This window comes from Sporocytophaga myxococcoides, from assembly GCF_000775915.1.
Lineage (GTDB): Bacteria > Bacteroidota > Bacteroidia > Cytophagales > Cytophagaceae > Sporocytophaga > Sporocytophaga myxococcoides_A.
In genome coordinates, this window is record NZ_BBLT01000007.1 from 1 (window position 1) to 21147 (window position 21147).

A 21147-nucleotide genomic window follows, 5' to 3' on the forward strand; every position below is an offset into this window, starting at 1 on the left:
ATTTGTTTTGATTGGAAATATTTTAATCAATACCTCTGATTATTATATTTATTTTTTTAGTGTTATCGTTTTAGATTTAATTCATATTTGAACCTATTCATTTAGTCAAATTGAAAATTTAATTTTTATATTACAGCCTTGAAACCCGATTTCTTGTTTTGAATAAATGAATTTTCTATATCCTTCTTTTTTGTTTGCATTATCGGCAATATTAATCCCGATAATTATACACCTGTTTAATTTTCAACGCCCAGTTAAGGTATTATTTACCAATGTTTCTTTTCTGGAAGTAGTTAAAGAGTCAACATCTACGCGGTTTAAATTAAAGCAAATACTTATATTGTTAAGTAGGATATTATTTATCCTTTTTCTTGTATTAGCTTTTGCCCAACCTATAATTCAGGGAAGTGGCATTGGGATTAAGTCTAAAAATAATGTTGGCGTATACCTTGATAATTCTTATAGCATGGAAAATGAGTTAGTAGATGGTAAAGCTTTGGAAGTGGTAACAAAATCATTATCCTCTTTAGTGGAGATTAATCCTGCATCTACAAATTATGTTCTTCTGACAAATAATTTTGAAGGAAAAGACCTATTTAAAAGAACTAGGGATCGGTTCAGTGAAAGGTTGTCTGAGTTAAAGTTTTCTAATCAATATAGGACAGCAGAGGAGGTGAATAATAGGTTTAAAAATTTAGGTGATATAGATAGTAAATCAATTAATCATTACTATTGGTTTTCTGATTTCCAAAAATCAACCATGGGGCCACTGGAAAATTTAGAATTAGATTCTTTATCTGAATATTATTGGATTCCAGTACAAAATAAAGATGTATCTAATGTTTTCATTGATTCAGTTTGGTTGGGTACACCTTATGTGAAAGTTAATCAGAATAATGAAATTAACGTAAAGCTTAAATATGAAGGAAGGGAAGGAAATAAAGAGGTTAATTTGAAACTTAGTATTGATGGGATTCAGGTTAGCTCAGCGGTAGCTGAGGTGAATAATGGCGTTGCGAAAGTTGTAAAAATACCTTTTAATATCAATGGTAACTCAGAGAAAAAATGTATTCTTTCTATTGATGATAGTCCTATTTCTTTTGACAATCAATATTATTTTACAATCAATCCAAGTCCTAAGGTTAAAGTTTTATTAGTGGATGATGGGAATAATTCCTATTTGAAAAATTTATTTAGTAATGAGGATATTTTTGTAGTTACATCAACTTCATCTGGTAGTCTTGATTATTCCACCATTCCTGTTTCTAACTTAATAGTAATTAATGCTGTAAAAAATATTCCAGCTTCTCTTTCTGAATCCATTGCTGAATTTGTTAAGAAAGGTGGTGAGCTTATATATGTACCTGCCAGTACTACGGATATAAATAACTTAAATGATTTATTTAAAAAAATGAATATTTCTCAAGTTGAGGCTTATTCCTCAGATACTTTAGGGGATAAGGGTTTATATACTTTAGTGCCCCCTGACTTTAATAATCCATTCTTTAAAAATATATTTGAGAAAAAGGATCAGAATATTTCTATGCCCTATGCTTTTCCTATTTTGTATTCTAAAAATCAATCAAATAGTTTATTGAAATTTAAGAATGGAAGGTCTTTCTTGTCAGAATTTACTTCAGGTAAAGGCAAATTATTTTTATTCTCAGCACCTTTTAGTTCTGGCTATACAAATTTTCCGAGACATGCACTTTTCGTTCCTGTTTTATACAAAGTCGGATTTGATAGTTTTTCATCATATGAAAAGTTAGGATATAGTTTTCAGGACAAAAATTTTACTATTGAATTAACAGATCCACGTAGCGAAAATATTTTTACTCTGGAGGGTAATGGAATAAAATTCATTCCAGATCAAAGAGTTTCGGGCAAACAACTAATGATAGAAATACCAGAAAGAGAGATGGGGCCTGGATTTTATTCTCTTATAAATAAGCAAGGACAAACAGAGAGGATTGTTGCTTTAAATTTTGGCAAGAAAGAATCAATTATGGATTTTTATACATTAGATGAATTAAAGAAATTTCAGGGGACACATCCGAATGTTAAAATTCTACCTTTAGAGAACACGGATTCTTTCCTCAAAGATTTTAAAAATGAAGATCAGGGAAGGCCTCTTTGGAAATATTGTTTAATTTTGTGTCTGTTGTTTTTACTTACGGAAATTTTATTGATTCGCTTCTTTTAAAATGAAAATTCTCTTAAAATCTGCTGAAATAATAGATAAAAATTCACCTTATCATTTTCAGAAAAAGAATATAGTTATTGTCGATGGTATAATTGAGAAGATTGGAGATTTTGAAGAGACTGCAGATATTGTACTTGAAAGCCCTAATTTAAAAGTTTCACCTGGATGGTTTGATTTGAGAGCCTCTATAAAAGATCCGGGAAGCGAACATAAAGAAGATATTCATTCGGCTACTAGAGCTGCAGCATCCGGTGGATTCACAGGTATTGTTTGTATGCCAAATACCAAGCCAGTTTTACAAACAAAAGATTTAGTTGAGTATATTTCTAATAGATCTGCTAATAAAATTACCTCAGTTTATCCTGTTGCAGCTGTTACAGTGGACAATAAGGGTGAAGAAATCACCGAGATGATTGATTTGCATAAAGCAGGAGCAATTGCTTTTTCTGATGGAAATAAACCAATCTGGCATTCGGATGTGTTACTGAAAACACTTCAATATCTTCAGGCATTTGATGGACTTTTGCTTGTTCATGCAGAGGATAAATACGTTTCTATGTATGGTCAGATGAACGAAGGTTTAACCAGTACACTTCTGGGGTTGAAAGGTCTTCCCAAGTTGGCTGAAGAAATAATTGTTGAAAGAGATCTTAGAATATTAAGGTATACAGGAGGGAAAATTCATTTTTCTCATGTTAGTAGTCCACGTTCTTTCGAACTTATTAAAGAAGCTAAAGCTGAAGGTCTGAATGTAACTTCTGATATTACTGCATACAATCTTGCCCTTGATGATACATTACTCACTTCCTTTGATACAAATTTAAAGGTAAACCCTCCCTTAAGATCCAGGGAAGATGTTGATGCGTTCTGGAATTATTTAAAAGATGGAGTTATTGATGCTATTGTATCAGACCATAACCCTCAGGATGAAGAAAGCAAGAATCTGGAATTTGACCTGGCTGAATTTGGAATGATTGGATTAGAATCGGTGTTTTCCATTGTAAATACAATTAAAAGAGATATTTCTCTTGAAACTCTTCTTGATAAAATATCCTATGCGCCCCGCAAAATTCTGGGCTTATCTCAGCCTGTTATAAAGGAAGGGGCACTTGCTGAAATCACCATTTTTGATTCAGAAAGAGAATGGGAGTTTACCAAAAATGATATTAGATCAAAATCTAAAAATACTCCATTTGTTGGTTGGAAGTTCAAAGGAAAACCTTTGGCAGTAATTAACAAAGGAATGTATTTTATAAATAATTAAGATGGCCTCTTTAAGACCAGACATTTCTGTAGTAGTGCCTTTGCTGAATGAGGCAGAATCGTTACCCGAACTTACACAATGGATAAGCAGAGTAATGGATAAGAATCACTTTAAGTATGAAGTTATTCTTGTAGATGATGGCAGTACAGATGAATCATGGGATGTCATTGAAAAACTAAATAATAAGAATCCTTATATTAAGGGGATTAGATTTAGTCGTAACTATGGTAAAAGTGCAGCTTTGAATCAGGGCTTCCATAATGCCCAAGGCGAAGTTGTGATTACTATGGATGCAGATTTACAGGATAGTCCTGATGAAATTCCTGAACTATATGATATGATCAAAAATCAGGGATATGATCTGGTTTCTGGTTGGAAAAAGAAACGATTTGATCCGATTTCAAAAACTATACCTACCAAATTGTTTAATGGAGTTACCAGTAGTATTTCAGGAATTAAACTTCATGATTTTAACTGTGGTTTGAAAGCCTACAAATACCAGGTGATAAAAAATGTTGAAATTTATGGAGAGATGCATCGATATATCCCTGTAATAGCTAAAAGAAATGGTTTTGGGAAAATAGGGGAAAAAGTTGTTCAGCATCAGGCTAGAAAGTATGGAACTACAAAATTTGGTTTAGAACGCTTCTTATATGGTTTTCTTGATTTATTATCCATAACCTTTGTAACAAAATTCAAAAAAAGACCGATGCACTTTTTCGGCTCTTTAGGTACTTTATCTTTTATTTTCGGATTTTTTACTACTTTTTATCTTCTTGCAGATAAAATCTATAACCTTTCAATGGGAATCAGAGGTAGAGATGTAGTTAACAATACCTGGTTTTATTTAGCTTTAGTTGCTATAATTATTGGTGTTCAATTGTTCTTAGCAGGCTTTATCGGAGAAATTCTCACCATGAACTCTCATAAAAGGTCTGATTATATTATTCTAGACAAAGTCGGAGATATTGCATGAGAAGGTATTCTGTAGTTATTCCCATCTACAACCGTCCCGATGAAATTAAAGAACTACTGGAAAGTCTGACCAAACAGACTTACAGGAATTTTGATGTTGTAGTTGTGGAAGACGGTTCTTCCATAAAATGTGAAGAGATAGTCAATTCATTCAAAGAACAACTAGATATATCTTATTACTTTAAAGAAAATACAGGTCAGGGGTTTTCCAGAAATTATGGATACGAAAGATCAAAAGGTGATTACTTTATAGTTTTTGATTCTGACTGTATAATCCCACCTAACTATTTTGAAGAGCTAGAGAAAGCTTTAAATGAAAAATTTCTGGATGCATACGGAGGTCCTGATAAAAGTCATCCATCCTTTACAGATGTGCAGAAGGCCATTAGTTATTCCATGACTTCACTGTTTACGACGGGGGGAATAAGAGGGAATAAGAAAAGTGTTGGAGTCTTTCATCCAAGAAGTTTTAATATGGGAATATCCAGAAGAGTTTTTGAGAAAACCAGTGGATATATCATTACCAGAATGGGAGAAGATATAGAATTTAGTATCAGAATAATAAATAGCGGATTTAAATCTGGGCTTGTAGAAAACGCTTTTGTATATCATAAAAGAAGGACAAACTTTGGTCATTTCTTTAAGCAGCTTCATTTTTTCGGAAGGGCAAGAATAAACATTTACAGATTTTTTCCTTCGGAATTAAAACCTATTCATTTTATGCCTGCAGCATTCACCTTGTTCTGCGCATTCACGATTCTTTCAGCAATTTTTAGCAGTTCAGTATTCTTTATATGTTCTGGATTTTTGTTGTTGTATTCGTTGCTGATCCTGATCGATTCAACAGTTAAAAATAAAAGTTTAAAAATAGGCTTTCTCAGTATTGCTGCTGTATTCACACAGCTTACGGGCTATGGGATAGGCTTTTTAACTGAACTTAAAAGAGAATTGTTTAAAGAAAAGAAATAATCTTATTTTTTACACAAGTAAATAATTTCTTCCTGGGGCAAAGCATACCGCTCTACAATTTTAGGGTCAAGCTGCATCACATAGTCATCCTCAACAACTGTAAATCCACCTTGCTCAAGACGTTTTTTATAATCTCTTCCATAAACTCTTACATGATCATTTTGTCCGAAAATTTTTTCTCTGTCAGCAGGATCAGTTATGGAGAAGTCTTCAAATGTAGTTTCTCTACCGAGATCAAGAGGTGATTGAATGATTGCCCAACCTCCTGGCTTTAATACTCTGTAAATTTCATTCATAGCTTTAATGTCACTATCAACATGTTCCATTACGTGATTGCAGAAAGCTACATCAAATGTATTAGCTTCAAATGGAATTTGATGTATATCCATTTTTACCTTTGCCAATGGAGATTCAAGATCCGCTGTGATATAATCAAGATTTTTAAGTGCTTCAAATCTATGAATAAAACAATGTTCCGGAGCTATGTGTAAGACCTTTAGATTCGCTGTAAAGAAATTTGTCTTATTCTTCAGATATAACCACATTAAACGATGTCTTTCAAGAGAAAGGCTATCAGGAGCGAGAGCGTTAGGTCTTGGAATTCTCCCATAAGGAAGGAATTTTCTATACGTTTTTCCTGAAATTGGGCATTCTACTTTATTCCCCGCATAGAAAAGAGCAATAACTTTTAGCGCCAGCGGACTTATTATCTGTAAATATTTTCTGGGAATTTTTCTGATGACCAGACTTATTAACTTTTTCATTTAAAACTAATGCAAAATTAGCTCCAAAGATAGCTGATATTTTGCCCTTTATCCTAAGAAATATGAAAAGAAAAACTTTCGATATGGACCATGGTTAATCTTATAGTATTATGATAAAAAACTATGAGGATAGCACAAGTGAGTCCGCTTTTTGAAAGCGTACCACCTAAATTATATGGAGGGACTGAAAGGATTGTTTCTTATCTGACAGAGGAATTGGTAAAGCAGGGGCATGAAGTAACTTTATTTGCTTCTGGAGATTCTGAAACCAAAGCTAAACTAATTGCTCCTTGTAACAAAGCTTTAAGACTGGATAGCGAGAGTATGGATCCACTTGCACATCACTTCACACTTATGGAAATGGTGCAGAGGGAAGTTGATAATTTTGATATAATACATTTTCACATTGATTACCTGCATTTTCCACTTTCAAGGAGAATGCTTATACCTCATGTTAGTACATTGCACGGTAGGCTTGATATGCCTGATCTTATTCCATTATACAAAGAGTATAAAGAAATACCAGTGGTTTCAATTTCCGATTTTCAAAGAAAACCACTTTCTGAAGCAAATTGGATAGAAACTGTATATCATGGGCTTCCTTCAAACCTTTATAAAGGAAGTTATGGAGAAGGTAAATATCTGGCATTTTTAGGAAGATTTTCTCCGGAAAAGAGACCGGAAAGAGCTATACAACTTGCCATTGATGCAGGTATTCCAATCAAACTAGCTGCAAAAGTTGATACCAAAGATCATGAATATTTTGAAACAGTTATAAAACCAATGCTTAATCACCCTTTGGTAGAGTATGTTGGAGAGGTGAGTGAAAAAGAAAAGCAGGAATTTCTGGAGAATGCGATCGCTCTTGTTTTTCTAATAGATTGGCCTGAACCATTTGGTTTGGTTATGATAGAATCAATAGCTTGTGGAACTCCTGTAATTGCCTGGAGAAACGGGAGTGTTCCGGAGGTTATAGAAGATGGCGTGTCCGGAAGAATAGTAGAAAGTATGGAAGAAGCGCTTTGTAGTATTGAGGATGTGAAAAAACTTGACAGGGCTAAAGTTCGAGCTTGCTTCGATAAGAGATTTTCAGCAGAAAGAATGGCTATAGATTATTTAGAGGTTTATGACCAGTTGATCAAAACTAAAAGTATGTCCAATATTAATTTTGTATATAAAAATGTTTAGGCATGGGAAGTTATATCAAGTATAAAAATCAATATTTTATTCTTGCATCTTCATCTCTGGCCGATGACCGGATAATTGTGCTCAAGCATGAGGATATGTTTGGGGTCTTTGATAGATATGGTGATGTGTTTCCAATAGGGCATGGTGCACAGGGATTATTTTGTGAAGGAACAAGATTTTTAAGTAAGCTGGAACTGCTCGTTGAAGGACACAGACCTTTACTTCTGAGTTCAAGTTTGAAGGAAGAAAATGAGTTGATGACAGTAGACTTAACCAATTCTGATTATTTAAATAAAAATGGTTCCATAGCTGAAAAAGGTTCTCTTCATATTCACAGAGCAAAATTTGTATACAATAATGTTTGCTATGAGAAAATAAGACTGTGCAATTTTGGAATGGAGCCTCTGGTGTTTAATCTGTCACTGAGTTTTGAATCGGATTTTAAAGATATCTTTGAAGTAAGAGGTTTATCAAGAAAGAAAGCAGGAAGAAAAGCTTCTCCTAAGTACCAGGAAGATCAGATTATACTTGGCTATAAAGGGTTGGATAATGTGTCCAGAAAAACAAGGATAAAATTTGAAAAAGCTCCTGATTCTATTGAAACTAAAAAAGCATTCTATAAAATTCAATTACCACCTAAGGCATGTGATTATATATCTTTTGCAGTAGCCTGTGAAATTGGAAAAAAGGAAACACAGATCCTGAAATATGAAGATGCATATAATCAGGTTATAAAAACACTCGAAAAAGTTAAAGAGGAATCTTGCGAATTATTGAGCTCTAATGAACAGTTCAACGAATGGCTGCACAGATCAAAATCTGATCTGATCACTATGATTTCTAATACAGAATATGGCATATATCCATATGCCGGTATTCCATGGTATAGTACACCTTTTGGTAGGGACGGTATTATTACGGCCTGGCAATGCTTATGGCTAAATCCAGATATAACCAAAGGAGTATTAAAATATCTTGCAGCCACTCAAGCAGATTCTGAGAACAGTTTTCAGGATGCAGAACCTGGTAAAATTTTTCATGAGAAAAGAGGCGGAGAAATGGCAGAGCTTGGTGAAATTCCATTTAAATTGTACTATGGGACTATAGATGCTACTCCACTTTTTGTTGCACTGGCAGGAGCCTACCTTCAAAGGACAAATGATCTTGAGACTCTAAGGCATATCTGGCCTAATATTGAAGCAGCATTGAAATGGATCGATCACTTCGGAGATCTTGACGGAGACGGATTTATAGAATATCAGAAAAAATCTGAAAGCGGACTTAATAATCAGGGATGGAAAGATTCTCATGATTCTATCTTTTATTCAAACGGGAAACTTGCTAAAGGTCCAATAGCTTTATGTGAGGTACAAGGCTACGTATACGATGCCAAGTTAAGTGCGAGTAAGATAGCAAGAGAACTTGGAATGGAAGAAAGAGCTGAAGAACTAAGTCATCAGGCTAATGAACTAAAGGAGAAGTTTGCAAAATCCTTTTGGTCTGAAGAGAAAAAGTGCTATTACATTGCTTTAGATGGGCAAAAGAACCCATGTGATGTTGTATCAAGCAATGCAGGTCACTGCCTCTTTTCTGGCATAGCCAAAAAAGAACATGCAGAACAACTAGCTTGTACACTTCTAAATGATAATATGTTTTCAGGCTGGGGTATAAGAACAATTGCTTCAGATGAGTTCAGATACAATCCTATGTCTTATCATAATGGATCAATCTGGCCTCATGATAATTCATTGATTGCTTATGGGCTCTATAAATATGGTTTTTATGAAGAAGTCCACAAAGTTCTAAAGGGGATGTTTGATGTAACTACATTTGTTGAATTGCAAAGATTACCGGAGTTATTTTGTGGCTTTGAAAAAAGAAAGAATGAAGGTCCTACTGCATATCCTGTTGCTTGCTCACCCCAGGCTTGGGCTGTTACTTCAGTTTATTTTCTTTTACAAGCATCTTTGGGAATTGAAATCAATGCAAAAGAAAACAGTATTAACTTTGTGAGCCCAACTTTGCCTTCCTTTATTAATGAGCTCACGATCACTAATCTAAAGGTGAACAATACGAGAGTTGTGATTCAGATTAGACGAAATTTAAATAATGAAATTGATGTTTATCTATTGCACAAAGACGGTGATGTAAAGGTGAAAAAAGTAGAGAATGAAAATATACTTAAGAAAAATTCACTGGTAGATGCAGGTAAGTATTCTGCTTCTACCAGTGAATCTAATATTAATATTCAAATTTAACACCAGTATAGGTGTAAGGCGTAAGCGTTTTTAATTCCGCCTTCACTGAAGGAGAAACATTTAGCGTTTCAATAAATGCTTCAAAAATTTCCCGGGTTATTTTCTTGTTTTGTCTGGTCAGGTCTTTTAATGCTTCGTAAGGTTGGGGATATCCTACTCTTCTTAAAATTGTTTGAATCCCTTCTGCGATAACGACCCAGTTGTTTTCAAGATCTTTATCTATTGCGGCTTTATTTAACTCAATTTTTTCAAGTCCTTTTAATAACGATTTAATAGCAATATACATATGAGCAATAGGTACTCCTATATTTCTGAGGACAGTTGAATCAGTCAAATCTCTTTGCAATCTTGATATTGGAAGTTTAGACGAAAGATGCTCAAATATGGCATTAGCAATACCAAGGTTACCTTCAGAATTTTCAAAATCTATAGGGTTGACTTTATGAGGCATAGCAGAAGAACCAATTTCACCTTCCTTTATTTTCTGCTTAAAGTATTCCATAGAAATGTATTGCCACATATCTCTGTCAAGATCTATCAGAATTGTATTGATTCTTTTCAAATTGTCAAACAGTGCAGCAAGATTATCATAGTGTTCTATCTGTGTAGTAAACTGACTTCTGTGTAAGCCTAACTGAGTGTTCAGAAATTCATTTGCAAATTCTATCCAGTCAATTTCCGGATAGGCAGAAAAATGAGCATTAAAGTTTCCTGTTGCTCCTCCAAATTTTGCGGAATAAGGGACGTTTTTTAAGAGCTCAAGTTGATTGTTTATTCTTTCAACAAAAACCATTAACTCTTTCCCAAGTGTGGTTGGTGAAGCAGGCTGACCGTGCGTTTTGGCAAGCATTGCTATCCCTTTCCATTCTTTTGCAATTCCAATTAAGGCATTCTGAAGCAAGTAAACCAAAGGTAAAATCTCTTCCTGAACAGAATCTTTTAGCAACATTGGAATTGCTGTGTTATTGATATCCTGAGAAGTTAATCCGAAGTGAATGAATTCGCTGTATTGAGCAATATTTAAATTATCAAATGCAGCTTTTATAAAATATTCAACAGCTTTGACATCATGGTTGGTTTTCTTTTCTATTTCCTTGATTTCCTGTGCCTGCTTTTCAGTAAAGTTTAAATAAATATTCCTTAAAGATGGGTATAAGCTTTTACTAAAGGATTCAAGTCCTGGAAGGGGTAATTCTGCCAGCGCAATAAAATATTCAATTTCAACTTGAATCCTGTATTTGATTAGGCCAAATTCTGAATAATAAGGAGCTAGATTTTTAACCTGATTCCTGTATCTGCCGTCAATAGGCGAGATCGCTGTCAATGCGTTTAATTCCATTTTTTCAAAATAAACAGCAAAGATAAAAATAATAACCTTTTATCCCGAAAAAAAATATTTTTTGTCTTAATGTTTTGATTAACAGGTTTTATGCATTGGCTGAGAAGTTCAGAATTGCTTCAGAATTTTTAAGTTACTTTGAAATACAATAAGCCAGTGGCTTATCCCACCAATACCCTCTATAAAGCCGGCATCCCTCTATGCCGGCTTTTTTAAAGTTGTAAGTATTAAGTTAAAAGTTGTAAGTTTTCAAAAAAAGCTTTACCACTGACCATCATTAGGCCAGGAAGTTATATTCTTCCTATTTACTCTAAAGTTGAATATTATAAACAACCCTGAAGACCTGAAGCCCAGTTTGTATTTTCCTGACAGTTGATGTTAATGCACAAACTTTCAACTTTCAACTTTCAACTTTTAACTTAATACTTACGACTTACTACTTATTCCGCTGGTTCGATATGAATAAGCACGTCTTTAATTTTAGGAAGGTCTTTTAATAGTTGATTTTTAACATCGTGGGCAAGTTTGTGGCCTTCTTTTACAGAAATGTCTGCATTAACCATTACATGTAGATCTACATAAAAGTCAAATCCCATTTTTCTTACAAGACATTTATCTAGCTGAACTACCCCGGGTACTTTTCTTGCAATGTCCTTTACTTGCTGAGCTATGGAAGGGTCAGGGGCAACATCCATCAATTCATTCATAGCAGATCTCATAATTGTCCAGGCATTATAAATAACTAAAGCAGAAGCAGCAAGAGCAGCCCAGTCATCAGCACTTTCATATCCTTCTCCCCCAATGATAGCGATTGCAATACCAAAGAAAGCAGCCAAGGAAGATAAAGCATCACTTCTATGATGCCATGCCTCTGCTTTCATAGCTGAGCTTTGGTGTGTTTCTCCCGCTTTACTGACAAATCGAAATAAAATTTCTTTTATGAATATAATAGCACCCAGTAAAATCAATGTAAATGGAGCAGGAGGTTTATGAGGAGTACGAATATTCTGGATACTTTCTGTGATTATAAATATTGCTGCTGCATAAAGTAAAAATGTAAGAGCAATTGAGGCAATTGGTTCAGCCTTTCCATGTCCGTAAGGGTGATTTTCATCCCGTTCTTTAACTGAAACTTTTAATCCTATGAAAAGAATTACAGAGCTGATCACATCAGAAAAAGATTCAATAGAATCGGCAATCAATGCGAAAGAATTTCCAAATATACCCGTTAAAAGTTTAAGAAGACCCAAAAAAAGGTTAGAAAAGAGACTTCCAATAATGATTTTTTGACCAGGTACAGAAGTTTTTTTTGAGACTTCGATCATTCTATGTATTTTTCTTTAAAATTAGGAAATGAATGTAAAGGTAATTATTAACTGTTCTTGCCGCAGAACTTTTATTTGCCACTTTCAATAAAATCTTTCAAACCTTTTAACCACAAAACAATTATTTATACTACTTTTTTAAAATTGTATGAAAAAAATTAATTGCATATTGCTAATTGATGACGATGAGATTAGCAATTTTATCAATGAAACTTTATTGAAAAGAATGGGAGTAGCGAGCGAAATTAAAGTGGTAAAAAACGGTATAGATGGATTAAAATTTATTACCATCTATGATGAAAATGGCATTTGTCCGGAACTTATTTTATTAGATCTTAATATGCCTGTAATTGATGGATATGAGTTTCTGGAATCTTTTGATAAGTTAATTTTTGAGAATAAAAATAATGTTAAAATAGTTGTTCTTTCTTCATCGAACAACCCGAGGGACGAAGAGCGATTAAAAAAAGAGTTTGGTATAACCAATTATTTCGTTAAGCCCCTTACAGAAGAGAAAGTGCTGAGTATATTAAACTTAAAACCAGCAACTTCATACAACTAATTTCTTTCCGCATATATTCTCAAATAAAGGTTTGCCTTAACTGAAACATAATGATGAAAAAAATGCTTATTTATATAATCAGATGTTCCATTAAAAACATTAAAGTTATGGCTAGACCTAGTTTAAGATTAATCGAAGCCCTTAGGACTGCAGCAAAACAGATTGGAAATAAAACCAACTATAACTGGAAAGATATTGGATCATGCAACTGTGGTAATTTAGCTCAGGTTCTCACAGGCTTAGATAAAAAGCAAATCACGAAGTTTGGCATAAAGAAGCACGGTGACTGGGACATGCTATCTCGTTTATTCAGAAAAGAAAGTGGTTATGAAATTGATGAAGTCATAGCCGTAATGCTAGATGCTGGTCTTATTCTGGATGATTTTGCAAATCTGGAAAATCTTACAGACAGAAGGATATTGATGAGAATGGGAGAGAATGTTTATCTTAAAAGAGACAAAAGAGAAGATGTAATTTTATATCTGAACACCTGGGCTTCTATATTGGAAGAAGAGCTTCTAAAAGAGATTAATATTCATGACGCAGAAAGCGTTTTATCCGAAGGGGAGAAGGAGAAAGAATTAACAGAGTAGGAAATGCTTCCTACTCTTTTTCTTCTAATATAAGTCATTTTTGTGGTAGAATTTTTTTAATTTTCTTGCCTTTAAAAAATCCCTGATGAAGTTAAAAAAAGTTGCCAAAGATATTGTATATCTTCTTTCGCAAACCTATAAAGAATGGATAAAAGATGATCCTTTTGAAATGAGTGCATCCGTTGCTTATTATGCTATTCTCTCATTACCAGCTTTATTACTTATTGTTATTAATACTGCTGGAGTTATTTTTGGTAAAGATGCAGTTGAAGGTAAAATTGCTTTTGAACTCGGTAAAATACTTGGATATGAGGCCGGAAGCATCATTCAGGGAATAGTTGCAAATGCAAGCTTGAAAACAAGTTCGAGATTTACAGCTTTTGTAGGCTTGGGTACTTTGATTTTTGGAGCTACAGGAGTATTTATCGCACTTCAGAAATCGATTAATAAGGTGTGGGAAGTAAGGGTTAATCCTAAAAGTGGAATATTAAAATATATCATGAGCAGGATTACTTCTTTTGCCATCATAATTTTTATTGGTGTGCTGATGTTTGCTTTTATATTGATTACCACAGCACTCAATGCTCTTAGTACCTGGCTTAATCAGCATTTACCTGATTATATAGTTTCCTGGTTTTTTATAATAAATTTCCTGGTATCATTCGGGATCATTACTTTATTGTTTGCTATTATTTACAAATATTTGCCAGATGTAAAAATAGCCTGGGGAAGTGTATGGTTTGGAGCTGCGCTAACATCTTTCCTCTTTGTTATTGGAAAGCTTGCCATGGGCTTTTATTTTGTTCATATGAACCCTGCTTCAGCCTATGGTGCTGCAGGATCTTTAATATTAATTATGATCTGGGTTTCTTATTCTTCACTCATCTTATTTTTTGGTGCTGAGTTTACTCATGTTTATGCAAAAAAATATGGATATTCTATTAAGTATTCCAAATATGCGATGAAGATGGAAGATTTCTACAGAGAAAAATACAGTAAATCCTAAAATGTAAGCTGATAAGATACTCCCATGGCACCATTATAATAAGTAGGTATAAGGCATTGCGTTTTTCTACCCCACCTGTTTTGATGGGTAAGGTATGCTATTTGAGCTGAAAGAATTCCAAATCCTGCGCCAGCAAGGACATCGGACAACCAATGTTTATTGTTTGCCATTCGAAAAAAGCCAACAGCTGTTGCTATCGTATAAGCACCAACTCCATACCATTGACTTTTGTATCTGAATTCTTTATGAACAATAGTTGCTGCTGCGAAAGCCTGTGCTGTATGTCCGGAAGGAAATGATTTGAAATCAGAACTGTCAGGGCGCTGAATATGAGTTATATATTTTACGGAAAAAGTTAAGGCATTTACTATTATCTCTGTCTTTACAATAAGTAAAGCTGTATTTATGAAATCGTTCTGACATTTAACCTTTAAAAGATTCAATGCTACGAGTTGAGCATATGGTGCAAAAATCAGATAATCATCAACTCTTGTCCGAAATGAGGGGAATAACTTTTGCATGTCATTCCTTGCATCGTAACTGCTATAAATTCCATGATTCTGAATTGTAGAAACTCCAAGACCTATAAGAATTGTAGGAGCTATAGCTGCTTTAAATACTCTTGATTTGTACCACTTTTTATTTTGATGGTCTTTGATTTCATTTATTTTGGTAATTTCTGGGTTTATGCTGTCATTTGTCTGACAAATTCCCGTTTGTAATTGAATTGTGAAAATAAAAATCAACAAAAAGTTCAATTGTTTCATCGACAGGTCCTCCAAATTTTGTTGGCTAATTACTTTAAAGAACCTTTATATCAAAAAAATGTTAAAGCGATATTTTTAAAAATCTTTTAAAGATCAAAAAAATCAACAGTTTAATTTTAGCTAAGCATCTGAATATTCTTGCTCAAGTAAAGTCAACTCTTTGTAGTTTTTTTCAATTAAAAAATATTGTCCGGATATTAGGTTTTTCAGGTCTGATGGAAGGTTTAAGCCAAGTATTTCCTGATATGCTTTTAAAGTATTTTTTTCAACTTTTATAGCTTCCTGAAAAATAGTATTTAAACTAGTGCCTGTTATATTATCTTTCAACTTTATCCAGAACCTTTTGGAATCACTTGAAAAGCTGGTGCCCGCTTCTTCCGCAGTTTCATCTGAATATTTTAAAAGTTCTTTCTGAAGAACCTTGCTTTGGCTACAGTTTGTGCTCGAAATGTTTTGGAAAGCATTATTTTCAGTCATTCCAATTAGTTCCTTAAAAAAGGAAAAGCGATCATTTAAAGTTCTTATTAAAGAATTGACTCCTGAAACCAGCTCAAATGTTTCTTTCATTGTTGTATCAACATTACATATAATTTATAAGAAACAGTTTAGAAATCATCTTTGTTCTATTTTTGCCACTTCTTAAATTCTGATATGGTAGCAAAGGAATAATAGTAGTAAGTGATATTAATTTATAATAATTATTGTTCTATTAAAAAGAGAGGACAGACTATGAATCTTTTGGAAAACAGAGAACTACTAAGGGGGTTGTTAAAGCAGACAGATTACCTTAATACTGCAAATGGAGGAACTAGCATGACATCTTTTGAATTCAGCAGGACTGATTTTAATTTTGTTATTACCATAAAGGCTCCTTCTATGTCTGCAGAAGCATTTCATATTATGCTTGATTTTAATCAGTTAACAGTATACACAGTGCTACAAGGGTTCGATGATTTTGAAGATGATGACCTGGTTAAGATGCCTTTATTTATAAGGACTTTTGAGGTACCCTCATTTATAGACATCGAAAATATTGAAGCTGTTTATGAAAATGAAGAATTAAATATTCTTCTTCCTTTCAAATCACCCCAGGAAAATGCGCATAGAATGATTGACATTAAGTTCAGATAAAATGAGGCTGGAAGTACACCAGCCTCATTTTTATTATCTAATTATTCCTCTTTAATGAACTTTTTGATTAATAATTTGGAAGTTTTTTTTAATATGGAACAAACTGGCCCTCCAATTCTTAAATTTCTTAAATATATTTACTTGACTCTAAGTGTATGATAAAAGAAAAGATTGAAATTGTAAAAGGAGATATAACAAAAATAGAAGTCGATGCTATTGTAAATGCCGCCAATTCATCACTACTTGGTGGTGGAGGTGTAGATGGTGCAATCCATAGGGCCGCCGGAAAAGAACTGCTGCATGAATGCAGGTTGCTACATGGTTGTAAAACAGGTGAGGCTAAAATTACTAAAGGATATAATCTGCCTGCAAAGTTTGTCATTCATACAGTAGGACCGGTTTGGAATGGAGGTACTCATAATGAATCAGTATTGCTTGAAAAATGTTTTTCAAATTCTTTAACTTTAGCCGTTAAGAATAATTGTAGGTCAGTAGCTTTTCCTGCTATAAGTACCGGTATTTACCGGTATCCTTTTGAACAAGCAACTGAAATAGCAATTAAGACAACAGTTGAATTTCTGAAACAAAACAATTTTCCCGAAAAAGTTATTTTTATATGTTTCAGTGAGGAAATGTTTAATATATACAAGAAAACTCTTGACGAACTCTTATGAAAAACTTAAGGATATTAGTATCTGGGAAAGTTCAGGGTGTTTTTTTCAGAGCTTCTGCTCGGTCGGAAGCTAAAGCTCAAAATCTGGTGGGATTTGCTAAAAATCTTCCGGATGGAGATGTATTAATAGAAGCAATGGGAGAGGAAGAAAGTCTTGAAAAGTTTTTGAAATGGTGTAGTCGCGGGCCAATAATGGCACAGGTAAACTCAGTTAAAACAGAAGAAATTCCACTTAGTGATTTTACCTCTTTTGATATTAATTACTAATTAAAGTGTTTATAAGCGTATTCAGTGAAGAAGATTAAAGTAGAAAAGGAACGAGTAAGACTTTTAAATGACAGACCAGTATTGGAGAAAGGAAAGTACGTTCTTTACTGGATGCAACAATCTCAAAGGGTTAATTATAATCATGCTTTGGAATATGCAGCTTTAAAGGCAAACGAATTAGAACTTCCGCTGCTAGTGGTTTTTGGTTTAATGGACAATTATCCAGAAGCCAACCTTCGTCATTATCATTTTATGCTTGAAGGACTTAAAGATACTGCTGATCAATTATCAAATAGAAATATCAGCTTTATCCTGAAAAAGGGCTTTCCACCAGATATTGCAAAAGAATTTGCTGCTGATGCAGCTATTGTCTTTTGTGATATGGGATACCTGAGGCATCAAAGAATATGGAGAAAGCAAGTGTCAGATGGTGTTTCCTGCAGAGTGGTGCAGGTGGAATCAGATGCAGTTGTGCCTGTGGAAATAGCAAGTTCTAAAGCTGAATATGCTGCCAGGACTATTCGGAGAAAAATATGGCTGCATGCCAATCTTTTTATAGTGCCTCTGGATAAAGTAAAATTGAATCATTCATCTCTGGATTTAAAATTCAAAAATACTTTATCATTAAATGATATTGAAGCATTGTTGGGTTCATTAAAGCTTGATACAAGTGTAGGGAAAGTAGATTCATTTTTTAAAGGAGGACCTACAGAGGCTAAAAAAAGACTGGAATATTTTATTGCAAAGAAACTTGACTTGTATGTAGAAAACAGGAATCATCCTTATAAGGACGATATCTCTTATATGAGTATGTACCTCCATTTTGGTCAGATCAGTCCTGTCGAAATACTGCTTGAAATTCAAAAGCATCAAAAAGAAAATGTAGACTCCTATGTAGAAGAACTTTTAATAAGACGGGAGCTATCCATTAATTTTGTTTATTATACATCCGACTATGATTGCTTCAGTTTTCTTCCTGAATGGGCTAAAAACACTTTGGAAAAGCATAAAGCAGACGAGCGACCTCACAGATACAGTTTGAAGCAGCTTGAGATGTCAAAAACACATGATCCATACTGGAATGCTGCAATGGATGAAATGAAGTATACTGGTTTCATGCATAATTATATGAGAATGTACTGGGGAAAAAAGATATTGGAATGGTCCGATACACCGGATAAAGCATATAAAAATTTAGTTTACCTTAATAATAAATATTTTCTTGATGGACGAGATCCGGTTTCTTATGCAAATATAGGCTGGATATTTGGATTACATGACAGACCATGGGGTGAAAGACCTATTTATGGAACAGTCAGAACCATGGTTGCTTCAGGATTAGAAAGAAAAACGAATCCCAAGGCTTACATTGAGAAAGTGAATATCTTAAAAGAAAAAGCATTAAAAAAAGAGGACTGATTTCTACCAGTCCTCTTCGTTTTTCTTTTGTCCTGTTATCATATAGGACTTTAAATTTTCTATCGTTTTGTTAACTTCAGCATTTACCTTATTTACAAAATCGCCTTTGCTCTGAGATCTCATTTTTGCATAAAACGCCTCGAGACTTTGAGCAGTTTTAGCTCCGTTTTTGCTGTCATAGATCATGAAATCAGTAATAGTATATTTATACTTTCCAGGTTTCTGAAAGATGCTGATGTTGTAGGTTAGTACGTAGTCTGTTTTGTATTTAAAGTCATACGTGATTAACACATTGAAAGTACCTTCTTTACTGATTTTTCCTGTTTCCTTATTGTCAAAATCAAGACTTGTACTGTTGTAAAATTTTCCCATCCATTCTTTGGATCTTTCGTAGATCAGGTCTTTTGATAAACTGTCTACATTAACTGTCTCCTGAAACGTGAATTTTTTTGTCTCTGGATCTGTAGGAAAAGATTGGGCAAAAGTAACTGCCGGAAATAACGCCAGTAGGAATAATAAAATTTTTGTCCTCATGCTTAATCGTTTTGGTTAAAGATTAATTCTTCTACAAAAGTATAAGAATTAGTGTAAGTTAAAAACGATCTTGGAAAAATGCAATACAGTATTTGAGGTAACGATGTAAAATTTATTGGAAAAGAGAGTTTAAATCCTTCTTTACTATTGGTAAATTTGTTGACACATTACAAAGAGCCCCTTTATAAATAATTATTTATGAAAACGAAAATAATTCTAAGCTCACTATTGACTCTTTCTTTGCTTCAATGTCAGAAAGTGCCGGTAACAGGAAGAAGACAGCTTGATTTTATACCTGCAACGGAAATGCAGTCAATGAGTTATACCAGTTATAAAGAGTTTTTAGGTACCAATCAATTGTCTTCTAATGCAGAAAAGACTGCTATGGTAAAAAGGGTTGGTGAAAATATTCAGAGAGCTGTGGAGCAGTATATGTCTCAGAACAATCTTAGTTCAAAGCTTAAAGGTTTTCAGTGGGAGTTTAATCTTGTTGAGGATCCCACTGTAAATGCCTGGTGTATGCCTGGAGGTAAGGTAGTGGTTTATACAGGAATCCTTCCTGTCACCCAAGATGAAACCGGATTGGCAGTGGTTCTTGGGCATGAAATTGCACATGCAATAGCGGAACACGGTTCGGAAAGGATGAGTCAGGAGCTGATTACCCAGATGGGGGGAACAGCCTTGAATATTGCTTTGACCAGCAAGCCGGCTGAAACTAAAGCACTTTTTAATACAGTTTATAATACAGGTAGCCAGGTAGCGGTCCTGTTACCATATAGCCGTTTGCATGAAACAGAAGCTGATCATTTGGGATTGATTTTTATGGCAATTGCCGGTTATGATCCGTCTAAGGCGGTAGACTTCTGGCAGAGAATGAAAGCCCAGGGAGGGACTAAACCTCCGCAGATTCTTTCTACACACCCTTCAGACGAGCAAAGGATTCAGAAGATACAGAAAGAGTTGCCTGAAGCAATGAAGTATTATAAGAAGGGCTAATCCTGAAAACACAAAAGAGTATTTTTTAAAATTATTTTATGAAAGTTTATTTATTGGTAGGGGTTTTATTTTTTAATCTGAGTGTATTCGGACAGGATAGTGAAGGCACGAAGATTAACAACAATAAGGACAAGAAGAGTACATATGTAAGTTTTTCAGCTGGATATGGATTTGGAATAGGAATTGGGAGCAATAGACAAATTCAACAATCTCCATATTCCAGCAAAGTTTCTTATAATTTACATTCCTATGGTAAAGGATTTAATATCTCGGCAGCTTTAGGGATGATGTTTTCAAAAAATATTGGAGGAGAGGTAAATCTTGGTTACCATTTTGGTGGACCTAACAGGGTTAATAATATTTGGTCATTTGATACTTCAACAGTACAAAGGATTGATGAAAACGCCACATTCAGAGCTAATTATTTAATAGTAAATCCGAATCTTGTAATTTCAGCCAGCAGCTCAAAAATTGTGGAACCATATGTAAAGTTAGGCCCTTCAGTCGTATTCGCTAAAGCTAAATCTTCTTACGAAAATAAATTTAGGTTTACCGATGGAATAAGAGGAACTCAACTTATAGAATGGGAATGGACAGGAGGATTTGGGATTGGTTTTAGCACTTCTGCCGGAATTAAAATTAAAACACCAACCGAAAGAGTCGTATTTGTCATGGAAGTGGCTTATAACTCTTTAAGCTTTGATTTTAAAAAAGGAAAAATGGTTGATATTTCTTATTATAATATGTACAGTAATCAAATAAGAACAGTTTCTGATAATGAAGTGATAATGGTAAGTGAAGTGGATGAAAAAGCAGTTCAGAACCCTAATAAACCTAGTCAAGTTTTAAATTACAAATCTAATGCTGATAATATCAGCTTTAATTTAGGCTGGTATATCAAACTATAATTTCAA

At 34.0% G+C, this 21147-nt stretch carries 21 protein-coding genes and 1 pseudogene; 16 read left to right on the forward strand and 6 right to left on the reverse strand.

Translation table 11 applies throughout. From position 1 onward, the window contains the following. Nucleotides 1–166 precede the first annotated feature (166 nt). From MYP_RS26945 to MYP_RS16350, 5 genes and pseudogenes are all read left to right on the forward strand, one after another. Nucleotides 167–394: pseudogene (locus MYP_RS26945) on the forward strand (BatA domain-containing protein); the annotation flags it as partial. 279 nt (nucleotides 395–673) lie between these two features. After that, on the forward strand, nucleotides 674–2203 hold the full coding sequence (locus MYP_RS16335; protein WP_231570062.1) for a hypothetical protein: 1530 nt from the start codon (nucleotides 674–676) through the stop codon (nucleotides 2201–2203). 1 nt (nucleotide 2204) lies between these two features. Beyond that, entirely contained in the window at nucleotides 2205–3467 is a 1263-nt protein-coding gene (locus MYP_RS16340) for a dihydroorotase (protein WP_045465642.1), read from the forward strand. 1 nt (nucleotide 3468) lies between these two features. Beyond that, complete coding sequence (locus MYP_RS16345; RefSeq protein ID WP_045465645.1) at nucleotides 3469–4443, forward strand: glycosyltransferase family 2 protein; 975 nt, start codon at nucleotides 3469–3471, stop codon at nucleotides 4441–4443. Next, a complete protein-coding gene (locus tag MYP_RS16350; RefSeq protein WP_045465648.1) occupies nucleotides 4440–5411 on the forward strand; it encodes a glycosyltransferase in 972 nt (323 codons plus the stop codon). The genes MYP_RS16345 and MYP_RS16350 overlap by 4 nt, the downstream gene beginning before the upstream one ends. A gap of 2 nt (nucleotides 5412–5413) precedes the next feature. Here MYP_RS16350 and MYP_RS16355 read toward each other — a convergent pair whose 3' ends face one another. Continuing rightward, entirely contained in the window at nucleotides 5414–6175 is a 762-nt protein-coding gene (locus tag MYP_RS16355; RefSeq protein WP_045465651.1) for a class I SAM-dependent methyltransferase, read from the reverse strand. A 123-nt stretch (nucleotides 6176–6298) separates the two neighbouring features. On the opposite strand from MYP_RS16355, the gene MYP_RS16360 reads away from it, so the two are divergent. Continuing rightward, nucleotides 6299–7363, forward strand: a complete 1065-nt coding sequence (locus MYP_RS16360) for a glycosyltransferase family 4 protein (RefSeq protein WP_045465654.1) — start codon at nucleotides 6299–6301, stop codon at nucleotides 7361–7363. A gap of 2 nt (nucleotides 7364–7365) precedes the next feature. Continuing rightward, a complete protein-coding gene (locus MYP_RS16365) occupies nucleotides 7366–9621 on the forward strand; it encodes an amylo-alpha-1,6-glucosidase (protein WP_081990553.1) in 2256 nt (751 codons plus the stop codon). Here the strand turns inward: MYP_RS16365 and purB are convergent. Then, complete coding sequence (gene purB / locus MYP_RS16370; protein ID WP_045465657.1) at nucleotides 9605–10960, reverse strand: adenylosuccinate lyase; 1356 nt, start codon at nucleotides 10958–10960, stop codon at nucleotides 9605–9607. The two genes, MYP_RS16365 and purB, sit on opposite strands and share 17 nt — an antisense overlap. A 440-nt stretch (nucleotides 10961–11400) precedes the next feature. After that, on the reverse strand, nucleotides 11401–12285 hold the full coding sequence (locus MYP_RS16375) for a cation diffusion facilitator family transporter (protein ID WP_045465660.1): 885 nt from the start codon (nucleotides 12283–12285) through the stop codon (nucleotides 11401–11403). Between the two features lie 148 nt (nucleotides 12286–12433). On the opposite strand from MYP_RS16375, the gene MYP_RS16380 reads away from it, so the two are divergent. The 3 genes from MYP_RS16380 (at nucleotide 12434) to MYP_RS16390 (ending at nucleotide 14446) form a co-directional block, all read left to right on the forward strand. Continuing rightward, a complete protein-coding gene (locus tag MYP_RS16380) occupies nucleotides 12434–12847 on the forward strand; it encodes a response regulator (RefSeq protein ID WP_045465663.1) in 414 nt (137 codons plus the stop codon). Nucleotides 12848–12954: 107 nt separating this feature from the next. Further along, complete coding sequence (locus tag MYP_RS16385) at nucleotides 12955–13440, forward strand: hypothetical protein (protein ID WP_045466183.1); 486 nt, start codon at nucleotides 12955–12957, stop codon at nucleotides 13438–13440. 85 nt (nucleotides 13441–13525) lie between these two features. Further along, complete coding sequence (locus MYP_RS16390; protein ID WP_045465666.1) at nucleotides 13526–14446, forward strand: YihY/virulence factor BrkB family protein; 921 nt, start codon at nucleotides 13526–13528, stop codon at nucleotides 14444–14446. Here MYP_RS16390 and MYP_RS16395 read toward each other — a convergent pair. Together MYP_RS16395 and MYP_RS16400 are read right to left on the reverse strand one after the other, a co-directional pair. Beyond that, nucleotides 14443–15213 (reverse strand): phosphatase PAP2 family protein, encoded by a 771-nt coding sequence (locus tag MYP_RS16395; protein ID WP_052430281.1) that lies wholly within the window; start codon nucleotides 15211–15213, stop codon nucleotides 14443–14445. The genes MYP_RS16390 and MYP_RS16395 overlap by 4 nt on opposite strands. Before the next feature lie 120 nt (nucleotides 15214–15333). Then, nucleotides 15334–15780 carry a DUF2383 domain-containing protein gene (locus MYP_RS16400; protein ID WP_045465669.1) on the reverse strand — a complete coding sequence of 149 codons (447 nt, stop codon included), beginning with the start codon at nucleotides 15778–15780 and terminating at the stop codon, nucleotides 15334–15336. A gap of 162 nt (nucleotides 15781–15942) precedes the next feature. Here MYP_RS16400 and MYP_RS16405 point away from each other — a divergent pair, with 162 nt between their 5' ends. The 4 genes from MYP_RS16405 (at nucleotide 15943) to MYP_RS16420 (ending at nucleotide 18703) form a co-directional block, all read left to right on the forward strand. Next, nucleotides 15943–16344, forward strand: coding sequence for an Hsp20/alpha crystallin family protein (locus MYP_RS16405; protein WP_045465671.1), 402 nt, complete (start codon nucleotides 15943–15945; stop codon nucleotides 16342–16344). Between the two features lie 155 nt (nucleotides 16345–16499). Next, entirely contained in the window at nucleotides 16500–17018 is a 519-nt protein-coding gene (locus MYP_RS16410; RefSeq protein WP_045465674.1) for an O-acetyl-ADP-ribose deacetylase, read from the forward strand. After that, a complete protein-coding gene (locus tag MYP_RS16415; protein ID WP_045465677.1) occupies nucleotides 17015–17284 on the forward strand; it encodes an acylphosphatase in 270 nt (89 codons plus the stop codon). The genes MYP_RS16410 and MYP_RS16415 overlap by 4 nt, the downstream gene beginning before the upstream one ends. A gap of 24 nt (nucleotides 17285–17308) precedes the next feature. Further along, a complete protein-coding gene (locus MYP_RS16420) occupies nucleotides 17309–18703 on the forward strand; it encodes a deoxyribodipyrimidine photo-lyase (RefSeq protein ID WP_045465679.1) in 1395 nt (464 codons plus the stop codon). Nucleotides 18704–18706: 3 nt separating this feature from the next. On the opposite strand, the gene MYP_RS16425 is transcribed toward MYP_RS16420, so the two are convergent. Beyond that, nucleotides 18707–19237, reverse strand: a complete 531-nt coding sequence (locus MYP_RS16425; protein WP_052430282.1) for a DUF4468 domain-containing protein — start codon at nucleotides 19235–19237, stop codon at nucleotides 18707–18709. A gap of 198 nt (nucleotides 19238–19435) precedes the next feature. Here MYP_RS16425 and MYP_RS16430 point away from each other — a divergent pair, with 198 nt between their 5' ends. Both MYP_RS16430 and MYP_RS16435 read left to right on the forward strand, forming a co-directional pair. Next, nucleotides 19436–20233, forward strand: a complete 798-nt coding sequence (locus MYP_RS16430; protein WP_045465683.1) for a M48 family metallopeptidase — start codon at nucleotides 19436–19438, stop codon at nucleotides 20231–20233. A 38-nt stretch (nucleotides 20234–20271) separates the two neighbouring features. Further along, on the forward strand, nucleotides 20272–21141 hold the full coding sequence (locus tag MYP_RS16435; RefSeq protein WP_045465686.1) for an outer membrane beta-barrel protein: 870 nt from the start codon (nucleotides 20272–20274) through the stop codon (nucleotides 21139–21141). Nucleotides 21142–21147: the final 6 nt, after the last annotated feature.